This is a genomic window from Nitrospirota bacterium, assembly GCA_015233895.1.
GTDB lineage: Bacteria > Nitrospirota > Thermodesulfovibrionia > Thermodesulfovibrionales > Magnetobacteriaceae > Magnetomonas.
The window spans coordinates 18,892-32,694 of sequence record JADFXG010000035.1; the positions used below are offsets into that span (position 1 = coordinate 18,892).

13 protein-coding genes are annotated in these 13,803 nt (G+C 38.7%); 6 read left to right on the top strand and 7 right to left on the bottom strand.

Translation table 11 applies throughout. The features are described 5' to 3' along the window. Positions 1-148 precede the first annotated feature (148 nt). A complete protein-coding gene (locus HQK88_15335; GenBank protein ID MBF0618174.1) occupies positions 149-1,123 on the top strand; it encodes a ribonuclease Z in 975 nt (324 codons plus the stop codon). A gap of 362 nt (positions 1,124-1,485) precedes the next feature. Here HQK88_15335 and HQK88_15340 read toward each other — a convergent pair whose 3' ends face one another. The 4 genes from HQK88_15340 to HQK88_15355 all read right to left on the bottom strand — a co-directional run bounded on the left by HQK88_15340 (position 1,486) and on the right by HQK88_15355 (position 2,692). Further along, complete coding sequence (locus HQK88_15340; GenBank protein MBF0618175.1) at positions 1,486-1,773, bottom strand: SUMF1/EgtB/PvdO family nonheme iron enzyme; 288 nt, start codon at positions 1,771-1,773, stop codon at positions 1,486-1,488. Further along, entirely contained in the window at positions 1,661-1,921 is a 261-nt protein-coding gene (locus tag HQK88_15345; protein ID MBF0618176.1) for an SUMF1/EgtB/PvdO family nonheme iron enzyme, read from the bottom strand. The genes HQK88_15340 and HQK88_15345 overlap by 113 nt, the downstream gene beginning before the upstream one ends. A 20-nt stretch (positions 1,922-1,941) precedes the next feature. Next, entirely contained in the window at positions 1,942-2,379 is a 438-nt protein-coding gene (locus tag HQK88_15350) for a hypothetical protein (protein ID MBF0618177.1), read from the bottom strand. A 130-nt stretch (positions 2,380-2,509) separates the two neighbouring features. Continuing rightward, positions 2,510-2,692 carry a hypothetical protein gene (locus HQK88_15355; GenBank protein ID MBF0618178.1) on the bottom strand — a complete coding sequence of 61 codons (183 nt, stop codon included), beginning with the start codon at positions 2,690-2,692 and terminating at the stop codon, positions 2,510-2,512. 188 nt (positions 2,693-2,880) lie between these two features. On the opposite strand from HQK88_15355, the gene HQK88_15360 reads away from it, so the two are divergent. Then, positions 2,881-4,674: a PAS domain-containing protein gene (locus HQK88_15360; GenBank protein ID MBF0618179.1), complete on the top strand. Its 1,794-nt coding sequence runs from the start codon at positions 2,881-2,883 to the stop codon at positions 4,672-4,674. A gap of 17 nt (positions 4,675-4,691) precedes the next feature. Next, complete coding sequence (gene trpC / locus HQK88_15365; GenBank protein ID MBF0618180.1) at positions 4,692-5,504, top strand: indole-3-glycerol phosphate synthase TrpC; 813 nt, start codon at positions 4,692-4,694, stop codon at positions 5,502-5,504. Positions 5,505-5,541: 37 nt separating this feature from the next. Here trpC and HQK88_15370 read toward each other — a convergent pair whose 3' ends face one another. The 3 genes from HQK88_15370 to HQK88_15380 all read right to left on the bottom strand — a co-directional run bounded on the left by HQK88_15370 (position 5,542) and on the right by HQK88_15380 (position 11,979). Then, positions 5,542-6,891 carry a hypothetical protein gene (locus HQK88_15370; GenBank protein MBF0618181.1) on the bottom strand — a complete coding sequence of 450 codons (1,350 nt, stop codon included), beginning with the start codon at positions 6,889-6,891 and terminating at the stop codon, positions 5,542-5,544. A 385-nt stretch (positions 6,892-7,276) separates the two neighbouring features. Continuing rightward, positions 7,277-7,933 (bottom strand): Crp/Fnr family transcriptional regulator, encoded by a 657-nt coding sequence (locus HQK88_15375; GenBank protein ID MBF0618182.1) that lies wholly within the window; start codon positions 7,931-7,933, stop codon positions 7,277-7,279. A gap of 776 nt (positions 7,934-8,709) precedes the next feature. After that, positions 8,710-11,979, bottom strand: a complete 3,270-nt coding sequence (locus HQK88_15380) for a hypothetical protein (GenBank protein MBF0618183.1) — start codon at positions 11,977-11,979, stop codon at positions 8,710-8,712. A gap of 225 nt (positions 11,980-12,204) precedes the next feature. Here HQK88_15380 and HQK88_15385 point away from each other — a divergent pair, with 225 nt between their 5' ends. The 3 genes from HQK88_15385 to HQK88_15395 all read left to right on the top strand — a co-directional run. Next, a complete protein-coding gene (locus HQK88_15385; protein MBF0618184.1) occupies positions 12,205-12,882 on the top strand; it encodes a type 1 glutamine amidotransferase in 678 nt (225 codons plus the stop codon). A gap of 29 nt (positions 12,883-12,911) precedes the next feature. After that, complete coding sequence (locus HQK88_15390; GenBank protein MBF0618185.1) at positions 12,912-13,250, top strand: P-II family nitrogen regulator; 339 nt, start codon at positions 12,912-12,914, stop codon at positions 13,248-13,250. Positions 13,251-13,289: 39 nt separating this feature from the next. Beyond that, positions 13,290-13,803: glutamine synthetase beta-grasp domain-containing protein (locus HQK88_15395; GenBank protein MBF0618186.1), on the top strand; the 514-nt coding region annotated here is incomplete at its 3' end.

A 13,803-nucleotide genomic window follows, 5' to 3' on the forward strand; every position in this document is an offset into this window, starting at 1 on the left:
ATGTTTGCTTTGAATATTTTTTATTCTTAGCCTGCTTTATATCAAAACAGCCTTTTATCTGTCTATATTAAAATCTTTTAAAAAACCATCCCTTTCCATTACTATAAAATAGTCAGGGTATTGTATCATAAATAAAGAAAAGTTTAACATGAAAACAACATTTTTTTGTAAACAGATAAATAATCCTTTTGAGGACCCCTCGGTATATGTCAGGCTGAGGTGCCAAAGGCACACTTTTCTCTTTGATTGCGGTGACATATCTGCACTTCAGCCAGCGGAGATATTAAAAATAGCCACAATTTTTGTCACTCATATGCACATTGACCACTTTATTGGCTTTGACCTAATCCTGCGGCTTGTGCTTGGACGTGATATGCCGCTTACCATCTACGGCCCGGAGGGAATAATTTACGCAGTGGAGAGTAAGCTAAAGGGCTTTACATGGAATCTGATTAAAGAATATCCAATTAAAATAGAAGTATTTGAAATTACAGGAAATTCAATGTCTCACGCCAGTTTTTATGCCGAATCCGGATTTGAGAAAATTCAACGGCCTGACTTACCCTTTAAAAGGACTATTTATAATGAGGATGGAATTACGGTTAATGCAGAGATTTTTGACCACGGGATACCGGTTGCCGGTTATTCGATGAGTGAGGAAAACCATATAAACATAAATAAGGATGAACTCTTAAGACGTGGATTTGAAACAGGTCCGTGGCTGACTGGATTCAAAAAAGCAATCAGAAACGGTAGCAACGACTATAGGGTAACCCACAGCGGTAAAACATACACCAAAGATGATCTTAACAGTCTTGTTATGATAACGGAGGGCCAGAAGATTTCATACATCACAGACATTGCCCCAACTGATGAAAACATAAGCAGAGCCATCGAGCTTGCCCGCAACTCGGACATCCTCTACATCGAGGCCTTTTTTTTGAAAGAAGACCACGAGCGGGCATTTAAAAGGAACCACCTGACTACAGCCCATGCCGGTCACATTGCTAAAGCTGCCGGAGCAAAGCATATTGAATTAATTCATATTTCGCCTAAGTACACAGGCCTGTACAGTAAGGCAGAGTCGGAGGTGTTGGAGATGTTAGAAGAAAGCAAGGAATAATCCGCTAGTTTATTCTCATCCAGTTTTCCAAGTATTTCAGCCAATTTTTGGAGTACATGATACTCTATAGGTACTGTCTAAGTCAAAAATTTATTTAAACTCCAGCGTATAACCTATTGAACGTTTTATGAGTTTCTGTGTGCACAACTATATGGAACGAATCTCTACAAACATATATAGAACCCTATCTCTTTTACTATGTTATGGGAATTTCGGCTTTTGCACCTACTACCCCACCCACCCCTTTTGCTTTTTGACGGCAACAATGCCGTGCAGGACAAGTGTTTGTACAGATAGTTAATGACTGCCAACGCATCCTTAAACGCTATAGTCCTCCATCAATCTGTGCTTGAGGCGGAACCCTATGTTGTTGTTTCTGTTGTCGGGGGTGTTGTTGTTCCGGTTGGAACATCGCACATTCTGGGGGCGGCGGCCCCACTACCACCACGATCAACACGGTAGCCGCCACTTACACTACTCGTCCATTGCCACACATTTCCCAACATATCATACAACCCATAATTGTTCGCCTTAAAACTACCCACTGGGGATGTTACCGCATATCCATTCATCACAATTAAATAATGCCCAATCGAAATTAAATACTCTTTTAGCAGTTTTATCATAAACATTAGCATAACGACAGGCATCCTCTTCTCTGTCCCAATAAGTATCTTTCCCTGTTCCTGCCTTACAGACACTCTCAAACTCTCCTTCTGTTGGTAAACTATAATTCTTACCTGTTTTACCCGACAACCATCTCACAAATTCATCTGCATCATCTGCTGATACCATCACTACCGGTTGATTATCTCCATTCAAGAATTACCCTTATAGTCTTTACTGTCATGACTTGGTTTAAACTTCCTGTACTGTGCATTTGTTACTACATATTTCCCCATATATACACCATTCGGTAACTTCACAAACTCCATACCCGTTACAGTATCGGTATACGAAGCACCACCTGTTGTTACACTCTCTTGCTTTGGGCGGCTTGCCATCGCCAATCTTTCCGCTTCTAATTTCTCTCTTTCTGCCTTTAGCCGACTTTTCTCCTGTTCCAACGCTTGTGATTGTTCTTCCGCTTCTTTCCGCTTTTTCTCTTGCTCCAATTTCCTACGTTCTTCTTCCAACTGATTTTTTTCCTCTTGAACTCTTTGTCTCTCAGAGGATAACTGTTGTTCCGCCTCGTCAACCTTGCTGTTACCTGTTGGTTCAGATACTTGCGGTGTTTGATTTTTTGCAGATACCAATCCTTCACCAGAAAAGTAAAAAGTCTCCTACTAAAGATGATGATTCCCACGGAGTTTGTCTATTGTTTGTATTACCCATCACTCCTTCTCTTGTTTTCTTAAATACATCCTCTATTTTAATCCGGATTTTTTATGTTCTTAGCCAATTCTGCCGTGTAAACACCATACTCCCTGTCCCGTCTTCTGCTGTGCTCCCCGGCGTTGAATCACCCGATTTCTTTTTTATAACCGCCGCCCTATTCTCTGCATTTGATACACCAGCCACAAAAAATATAAATATAAGCATTAACGATATGTATCTTAGTGGTTTCATATTCATTTGCCTCCCCCGTTAATTATAAGTCCTAATCCCCGTTGTATTTAAACCAGCATATTTGCATGGAAATATACCATATTGACTTCTCTTGATTCAATATCTCTGTGTTTCAACGAAAAAATATATCTCGACAACATTGAATTTATTGATTGCAAATTTGTGCTGTTATTTACTAATATACAAGTGTGACAGAGAAAGTTTTAAATGTATCTTCGGACGAAAACCCTCAGGGTAAGTCCTCGGCAGCCTCTATGGAGGAGAAAATCGCTCTTAAAGAGCATGAGCTTCTCAGAATTCTAATGGATAACGTTCCCGACTCCATATATTTTAAAGACCATGAGGGCAGGTTTGTCATGGTAAACAAGGCTAAGGCGTACAATTCCTCAACTACTCCTGAAGCAATGATTGGAAAGACGGACTTTGACTACTTAAGCCCTGCTCAGGCATCGCGCGTGAGACAACTTGAGGAGGAGATAATAAAAACCGGCAAGCCGATGGTTGGGAACGTTGAAACGCTGACGCGTAAAAGCGGCAACACTGTCCACGTTCTGGCCAACAAGGTTCCGTGGTATGATAGTGAGGGAAACATAATTGGCACAATAGGTATATCACGAGATATAACGGAGTTTAAAGATGCAAGGGAAGCTCTTGAACTGGCAAAAAATGACCTTGAAAAACGCATTGATGAACGCACCCATCAACTTAAAGAGCTAAACGACACACTTCTTGCCGAGATAAATGAGCGCAAACGCATGGAAGAGGAAATCCGGAAAAACTATTACACGCAAAGAGCTATCAACAACGTTTTAAAAATAGCGCTTGAACCCGTCTCTTTAACTGAGCAACTTGATAAAACGCTTGACTTAGTTCTTTCCATTCCGTGGCTTTCCCTGCTGTCAAAGGGTTCTATATTTTCCTACGATGATGCCACATCTTCTTTAAATATGATCAGTGTCAGGGGACTGTCAGACTTTTTGCGTCAAACCTGTAAAACCGTTCCTGTTGGAATGTGTCTGTGCGGCAGGTGTGCTCTTACCAGAGAAACAATCTTTGTTAACCACTTAGACGACAGACACGACATTGGGTACGATGGAATGACAAATCATGGCCACTACTGCGTCCCTATTCAAAAAGGCTCACAACTGCTTGGCGTGATTAATCTGTACGTAAATGCAGGGCACACGACAACCCACATGGAGGTAGCGTTTCTCCTTGCAGTGGCAGACTCGATAGCCGGCATGATGGAAAGAGATAAAAATGAACTTGAAAAGCATAAGCTGCAAAAACAGCTGATTCACTCTGAGAAACTTTCGGCTCTTGGAAGACTTTCGGCCAGTGTTGCCCATGAAATCAGGAATCCGCTTACCGCTATCGGAGGATTTGCCAGAAGGCTTCATAAAATGGTGTTAGACGGTACAAAAGAAAAAGAGTATGCCGATGTAATCAGTGCTGAGTCCACGCGTCTTGAGATTATCCTGAAAAACATTCTTTCTTATTCCAGGGCTGAAAGCCACAACATGAGCTCTCAGAACTTAAACGAAATAATTGCCGAAACAATCAGAAATTACAGTGAAACAATGGTGGAAAAATGTGTTAAGGTTTTTTTTACAGCCGGTAATTTGCCGCTCATTAAGGTGGACAGAACTCAGATCCGGCAGGTTTTTGATAACCTTGTCACAAATGCAATTGATGCCATGCCCAGTGAGGGCGGCTCTGTCAGAATAATAACAAAAGCCACAGTCAAGGACAATGTTAAATGTGCCATGATTCAGATTGAGGACTCAGGGACAGGTATTCCGGCAGACAAAATCAGCATGATATTTGAGCCGTTTTTTTCGACAAAGGAAATGGGGCGGGGCACAGGGCTTGGACTTCCCATCACAAGGCGGATTGTTACCGAACACGGCGGGATGATAAACGTGGAGAGCTATCCTGGGGCCGGTTCAGTGTTTACCGTTTATTTGCCTTTTAAAGAGTAATTTGAAAAGAATTCACTTTGAGCATCCTTACTGAAATCATTGCTAAGAAAAAAGAACGCCTCATTGCTAAGAAAAAATCTGCTGCCTTAAAGGATTTGATTGAAAAGTCAGGTGACATGCCGCCGGTACGGAATTTTTATAGTGCCCTAAAAAGAAAAAAACCAGCGGAGCAAATAAAAATAATCGCAGAAATAAAGCGTGCCTCACCCTCTGAGGGACTAATACGCAGTGAATTCGACGTAAGAGAAATAGCTGCTATATATGGCAAAGGGGGGGCATCTGCAATATCGGTTCTTACTGAGGAGGACTATTTCAGGGGCGATTTGAAGTATATCAGCGAGGCGAGGTACGAGACAGATGTACCGGTTTTAAGAAAGGATTTTATCTTTGACACCTACCAGATGTATGAGTCACGAGCGGGCAGCGCTGATGCTGTTTTATTAATAGCAGCTGCTTTAAGCAAAGATCAGGCTGGAGAGCTTATGGCACTTGCCACAGAGCTAACTCTTCACGTGCTCTTTGAAGTGCATAACCTCAAGGAGCTTGATATGGCAATGTATCTAAACGCCCCAATAATTGGAATTAATAACAGAAACCTGACGACTATGAAAGTTGACCTAAGGACATCACTGGATATGATGAAAGACATATCTTCTGAGGAGAAAGTGGTGGTAAGTGAAAGCGGCATAAAGACCTCTGAGGATGTCAGAGCGCTGGATGAAGCCGGAGCAGATGCCATACTGGTTGGCACATCTTTAATGAAAGCCGCCAATATTGCACAGAAATTAGGCGAATTCCGTAATTACAGATCATCTTCCTTAAACATCTGAGTTCAAGTTGCCGGTAATCTCACTAATTCCGGTAAAACTATTTAAGATCACAATTTCGTTTTATTGTTATAGTAAACTGAGCCCCACCATCATTATTTCTGACAGATAATACCCCTCCTATTTTTTCCTCAACAATTTTCTTTGCCAAATATAATCCTAATCCAGTTCCATTCTCTGAAGATTTTGTGCTTACATATGGCTCATAGATTTTATCTATAACATATGCTGGTATCCCACCACCATTGTCTTGTACTGTCACAATTATTTCATCTTCTGTTCCTTTAAGAAAAATCAAAATGGTTCCCTTATATCCGTTATCTGATAGTTTGTTTTTACTGATTATCGCATCTCTTGCATTGTTAATTAAATTCAACAGTACTTGTTTAAATTCGGTAGAGCAACCAACAAATGATAAATAAGATTCACTCCCCTTAATTTTTACTATAATTTCAAGATTATGTGCTTTTCTGTAGGATTCTCCAAACATAAACATTAAATCATCAATTATTTTCTTTACGCTGATAATCTGTTGTTTTTTTGCAGGCATTAAAAAATCTCTGAAATTATCTATTGTCTTTGACATAAATTTAATCTGTGAATGAATTATCTCAATAGATTTATATAAAGATTCTTTGCTCATTTCATTATAAACGTATGTATCCTTTACATCTTCTACGGTAAGCGATATAGCATTCAAAGGCTGTTTCCATTGATGGGCTATCATGGATATAATCTCACCCATGCTTGCCATCTTTGATTGCTGTATCAACATTTGCTCATGTTGGTATCTGTTATTCACCTCCTCTTCTACTCTTTTTTCAAGGTGCTGATTTAAAGATAATAAGTCTTTCTCGACTAACTTCTTCAAATTGATCTCATTTTGTAATTTTTGATTGATAGCTGTTAGCTCATTTGTACGCTCTAATACCATCTCTTCTAACTTCTCCTTCTCCGCACCTATATTCCTAAATAAAAGGTTAAAGGGTTTATTCAAACCCATTAAAAAAATTGCTTTATATATAAAATAGTAGGACATAACTTTTAAAATATGCCCAGATACGTTCAGATAGCCATATAAATCTTCATAGAAAGTAAAACAAAGCCCTGACAGTACTGTGAAAAATATTGAAATTGCTATTAAATCCAAAACATCTTTATGAAAAAATCTCTTGCTTTTAAAAAGTAGGTACTTATTTTCCATATACTGACGTGTATTGCATGTGAGAGTAAAAAGGCAAAATGCTATAACTATACAAAACAATTCAACAATCGTATGATATGCTAAATACCCGTAAAGACAGCTTAAAACTAGAACTAATATTAGGAAACCCAACAAAAAATTACTTTTTAAAACCTTTAAATTATAAGATTTTATTATGTTTTCCATAATCCCTCACTCAGTTTAAATACTATTCAACTTGTGTTTCAGATACTATCTCTCTAATAATCCCCTCCAGTTCTTCTGATGTCCTGAAAGTTTTTGCTTCTTCATTATTTAGTTCCTCATTCTCCCCTAAAAAAGTACCGTTGTTGCATTTATAATAAATGAAGGTATCTTACATATTACTTACAAATTTGTGATAACACTTCTATACTTTAAAAAAGATATACTACATACTCTAATGCCTATGTATCAATATAATGAACGGCACAATTACCATACTTGAGATTTGTGTCATAAACTAAAGATATATTTATATACCAGGATATTATCTTATGCTTTAACTTCAAGATATCATAGCAACACAAAGCCCTGAATTGTGTAATGCAAACTACAAAATAAAATCATTTTCAAAAAATTTTGTGTTAAAATAATAGTATTTCTTTTTAACATCCAAAATATAGCCTTCTTTTCTCCAATGTGCCAGCACTGATGTGACTGTCTCGCGAAACAAACCTGTCATATCAGCAATATCCTGATGGGTTACTTGAATTTCTATCTTGATTCCGTTAGGGGTTTGTGCTACAAATTTACTTGCTAACCTTTGAAACATCGCTTTTATTCTCTGTTCAGCCTTATTATAGGTTAATCTTTTAATAATATCATTTGCTTCTCTTACTTTTGAACATAAATCCGTCATTAAATAGTGAACAAAGCTGGGTTCTGAACTAACCAAAAGCCAAAAATCATTTTTTGACATAATTGCAACAAGGGTGTTCTCCACAGCAATTACCGTTGCGCTTGTTGTTTGATTATCAATCAGAGACATTTCTCCAAAATATTCACCGATACCTCTTACTGCAATCGTTACATCTTTCCCATCATCGTTTATAACATTTACTTTAACCTTGCCAGTTAAAATCATGTACAGTTGTTTATTTTCACTACCGTGCTGGACAAGCACTACATCCTTCTTATACTTTCTAATCAGTATTTTATTAGATATCTGTTCTATATCAGCAACACTTAGACAGGATAAAAGCGGCACTTTTCTCAATAGACAGATAGCATTGTCACTCTTGCAGTATTTTTTCATGCGGTTAGATAGTCAATGTAAACTTGAAACTCAGAAATGTTATTAAGTTTTAGATTATTTATCTGGAAACACATCCTGTACAATCGTCCAAAAGAACGACGTCGCCACAAGTAACAAATCGCTACTACCACATATATAACATCCATATAACACATTCCTCCCTTTAGGAACAGTAGATTGTAACAAATAATTATTTGCTAATTTTGTAATCCAAACTACAAAATGAATGAATTACAATATAGTTACGCATAATTTATATATTCTCACGAAAAGAATTGTGACACAAAGATTTATTAATGCTGCGGTTTATAATTTACGATAAAAATGAAGTGTATTCAATGTGATGGCAAAAAGAGTGAACGGTTAATCTTGAGTTTCAGATACTATCTCTCTGATAATCCCCTCCAGTTCTTCTGATGTCTTGAAAGTTTTTGCTTCTTCTGATGAAATATTTTTTACGGTGCCAATTATAGAGTGTTGACCATCATTTCTATAAATGCTCAAGATATATGTGGATTTCACGATGTTTCCTCATATATTTGTACCTTTATTGTTAGCGACTCCATTGTTAGTTCCTCGTCCTCCCATAAAAAACTTCCCTAAAATAGCATCTATGTTGTGTTTATTTTAAACAATAGTATCTTACAGATCACTTACAGATTCGCCATAATTTTGAAAATTATGGTATTTAGCAGAGGATTGTCAGAGGTTTAAAGAAGTGCACACAGTCAATTATTTTCCATAATAGACTTATAAAGATTCTCTGTTTTCACAGATGGGCTGATAGCAAGTACAGTGTTAAATATGTGCTTACACTTATTGTATGTGGCAAGCGCCTCTCCTTTTAAACCGGCTTTCAAGTAACACGTTATTAGATGGCTGAAACATTCCTCCCGAAGATAATCCGTATCCAATGATGTCTTATAACATTCTATGGCTTTGCCACACTTATTGACACTTTCGTAGAATGATCCTGCTTTATTACAAATACGGATGAACTCGTCCTTCAAACGCTCTCTTTGGTATGCTGCCCATGACTGGTCATGTTCACCCGGAAGAAAGTCGCCTTTATAAATGTTTAAGGCTTTTTTGTATAAATTATCTATTTTCTGCTCAACGTCTGATAACGCTACCGTACTCTCTAACTCATCTATAATATCCCGCAACGACCACACATCTATCCAGCAATAGTCAGAATTAATAGATACGTGGTTATCTGACATAATAATAGCGTCGGAATCGAATCTTAAAAGTTTACGTAAGCGATGTAGTGTAGTATGAAAAGATTTCGTCGCCAGGTCACCGTCCACATCGGGCCACAAGGTGTCAGACAACTGCGTAATGCCTACGTCTTTTCCTCCATACGCTATTATTGCCTTCAGCATTTCAAGAGGTTTTCGTTGGGTTTTGCCCGAAAAGTTGACTAGTTTTTCATCTACTGTTATTGCAAATCTTCCGAGCGTATAAACTTTTAGCGGATATGGCCAGTTTTCATCTTTATAGCTACCGGGGGTAATATTATGAAGCCTGATCATTTCCTTAATAAAATCCGTTTCAATTCCTTTTTCAATAGCCGCTATGCATAAACGTTCCGTGGAACTTTGCAAGAAAAACGTAAATCTCATCCCAATTTCTCTGGAGAGCGTAACGTCGCTTTTAATTTTTTCAACAAATTGCTTCTCGTTATTTTCATAAAAAGATATGAGGGCCTCAAGCATTGTGCATATGTACGTGGGAAGCGTACTGCCGGTAATAACGCCAAAATTTAAGCTCTCTTTTATATGATGTCTTGCCTCCTCATACTGTCCAGACTCAGTGTATATATATGCAATACTATATTCAAATATCCCAAGGATCAAATAAGAACCTAAGTCCACCGTTAACTGTATGTTTATTTCAGCGTGATCAATAGCTGACTTGTATTGGCCACGGCTAAGGGCTACAAGTGAAACAATCTGATGATAATATATATTGCCAAAACATTGCACGTTGACCATGGAAGATTCCATTTTCTTCAGATATTTTTCTGCAGCTTCATTGTCGCCAATAGCGAGGGAAATATAAGTGGCCGTACCGAAAAGCATTAAATCCAGCATATGTACATCATACTCTCTTGCAAGTTCTAATCCCTCTTCCACAACCTTCAGTCCCTGTCTATATGATGCAGAATAAAAAAAGTATAGCGATTGTGACCTGCAGAACATCAATCTTGCTAATAGGTTTCCTTTTGACTTTTCGATAACTGGAAACAAGGTTTCAATTATAACACCGGCTTTGTATATCTTGCCGGTATAGAGATAGTATAGAATTAGGTTATGGCCGAGAGACATAAGTTGTATAATATTTTGAGAATGGCGTAATATTTTTAACACTTCCTCTTCCCAGTAAGGCATGTCTTGATGCCAAGGCTGTCGAAACATAAGTGCTGAGAATATACTTGAAGATAATCGCTGTCTAAGTTCTAATGGGATATCCTGTATGGAGAAACTCAGCGATAAAGGAGTGTCTTTATGCCTATTGGTCAATTCTTCATACTCGTTAATCCAATAATCCAGAGGGTGAAAGTCTTTCCATTCATAAACAAAAGTATCTACTATACTGCAAAATGCAGATAACAACCCTTTGAGGTCATCCGTAGATTTAAATTTTTCGTACGAGATCTCTAATATTTTGCGTGTTTCTGCAGGGTTGGTTTGCAGCATATTCATTCCTTTCCAATAAAGCAGCCACGGTTGCTTTTCGATGAAGTCATCAGGGATAGCAGCAAACCATCTGTTAAGTATAGCACCCCTACCATGGGCAATCATGGACGCTACATGTTTAAGCACAATAGTCGTGAGCTTTTCCCAGTCCGACATGTCTATACATAGTTGGACAGCAGCCTCGAAATACCCGTCTTCTTCTAAAATATCTTCAGCCCTTCGCACTATTTCATCTTCGTTTTGTCTAAAATACTCTTTGGCATGGGCACGTAAAAAAGCATGAAACAGATCGTGATACACAAACATGACTCCACTATGAGTATGTTTTTTAGTAATAAAATACTGGCGGTGTTTCTCTGATAAGATTTTACGGCTATGCACGTATCCAGTCAATCTCTCCGCCATAGGAATGCTGAATTCCTGAAGGTATGCCGTCTTAAACAAGAAATCCCGAACATTGCTTTCTGTTTTTTCTAATATCTCTCTGGCAAAATAATCAAAAACTACTTCGTTTACTTCTGTTTTTTCTAAAAAGGACATAAGAGATGCAATATTTCCTCTTTCTATCGCCAATATTAATCCTGCCACCCAACCTTCCATCTTTTTGTGCAATTGCCTGATTATTTCCTCCGGCACCTCGATTTTTGTAAAAGCCCTTACCAGATTTAAGGTATCGTCCATGGTAAACAAAAGGTCATTCCATTCAAAAAAGCCTAAATCACCATTTCTTCTTAAATCGGCATACTCTATTGGAGGCTCTAACCTGCTTATTACGATAGAGGCAAATCCCTCAGGCATTAAAGAAAATCCTATGCCCAGAACGTCATGAATCGCTGAATCTGCAAGAGTATTTTGATAATTATCGAAAACAATTAAGAAAGGGGCGTGAGTTTCAGTTGAGCGGTAAATGTCCTCTTCTTTTACAGCCTCCGCTACCAATGTAAATAATTTTTTAAAATATCTGGCAGCGAATGCCGGCACGTTTTTAAAATATTCAGATGTAAATTCCGGCAACTCTGCATTCTTTTGGTGCAGCAGCGTTTTAACGGCCAGAGTCATATAGGAGAAAAAAGTTGAAACGTCTATATCAGTTCCGTCCATATGATACCAGAGAAAGGGATTGCTACGGCTTTTAAGATAGCTTGCAGCTAACGTGGTTTTACCAGAGCCCGCCGGGGCTGACATCCAAACAATCCTCTTTTGCAAAGAACTGTCAATAGCTTTAAAACATAACTCCCGCTCTATAACATCTTGTAAAACCGGAGCTGTAATCTTTGTTAAACCAGCCTGTGCCAACTATTTACCACCCCTTTTTGTGTTCGCCAACACTAAGATAAAATATAGCACTCTCTTGTGAAAGTTGTCAAAAAAAGATCGAATATAGTTTTTATGGGTTCAAAGTTTTTATTATGTTTTCCCGGTTTTTTTAAACATCTGAACAATAGCGATGTATTTTTAATCTTTCATTTGCTAAAATACTGTGCGTTTATTTAAAATATTGTCAAAAAGGGAGGAGATACAGTGTCAACCCTGATAATAAAAAATATAGGCAACGAGGGTCCGGGTACTATTGAGGATTACCTAAAAAACAACTCCAAAGCCTATACAATTGTTTATATGAAGCAGGAAAGACCTCCAAAAGGAGATGAGTTTGATTCCCTTGTAGTCCTTGGCGGCCCGATGAGCGTTAACGAGACGGATAAGTACCCGTTCCTCATTGAGGAGGAGGCACTGTTAAAGGATTTTATTGCCAGAGGAAAGCGGGTTTTAGGGATTTGTCTGGGCTCTCAGATGATAGCCAAAGTGCTTGGTGAAAGGGTCTATAAGGGCACTGCTCCGGAGATAGGCTGGTATGATATTAATGTCACAGAGGCTGCAAAGAATGACGTGGCTTTCTCAAGGCTGATAGTGCCTGGCACATCAGCCCTAAAAGTGTTCCACTGGCACGGTGAGACCTTCGATATTCCCGCAGGTGGTAAGAGGCTTGCCTCCTCTAAACTCTATCCTAATCAGGCATTTAAGTATAAAGACAATGTGTATGCTTTTCAGTTTCACATGGAGGTCAACAAACAGATGGTTATGGAGTGGATGAGCACAGAGAATGTGGATTTAGATGGGTTAAAAAGACAAACTGATGAGATATATGATTCATACTTAAAGCGGGCTATGGATTTTTATGATGAATTTTTTGGAAAATAGCACAAATAACCTGATAAGGAGGGTTTTGCTTGAAAAAAATAGACGCAATCATTAAGCCGTTTAAGCTTGACGATGTTAAAGATGCCCTGCATGTGCTGGGCGTTCAGGGAATGACCGTGACGGAGGTTAAGGGGTTTGGGAGGCAAAAGGGCCATACGGAGGTTTACAGGGGGACTGAGTATGTTATAGATTTCATACCAAAGGTGAAAATAGAGGTGGTAGTAACTGATGATTTGGTTGAAAAGGTGTTAGAGTCTATAGAGAAGGCCGCCAAAACCGGTAAAATCGGGGATGGCAAAATTTTTATTTACAGTGTTGATGACGCTGTAAGAATCAGAACAGGAGAGCGTGGAGACGTTGCTCTCTAAGATAAAAAAACTTATAACAAACCGGAGGTTTAGAATTACATGACACCAAAAGAGGTACTGGAGTTAACTAAGAAAAACAATGTGGTAATGGTAAATTTACTGTTTGTGGATTTTCCCGGCGTGTGGCAGAATCTGTCTGTGCCTATAGGGCAGCTGCAGGAGTCGTCCTTTGAGGAGGGGTTTGGCTTTGACGGCTCATCGATTAGGGGCTGGCAGGCGATTAATGCCTCTGATATGCTGCTTATGCCTGACGCTACATCGGCATTTATTGACCCTTTCAGGACACACACCACGTTAAATCTGATTTGCAACATTCTGGATCCGATAACAAAAGAGTCCTATAGCAGAGACCCGCGCTACATAGCGATGAAGGCGGTAAATTACCTGAAATCAACAGGGATAGCCGACACGGCATACTTTGGGCCTGAGGCTGAGTTTTTCATCTTTGACGATGTACGTTTTGACCAGAAAACCAATGAGGGCTACTACTATATAGACTCCATCGAGGGAATATGGAACTCCGGGCGTGACGAAAAACCAAACCTTGCCTACA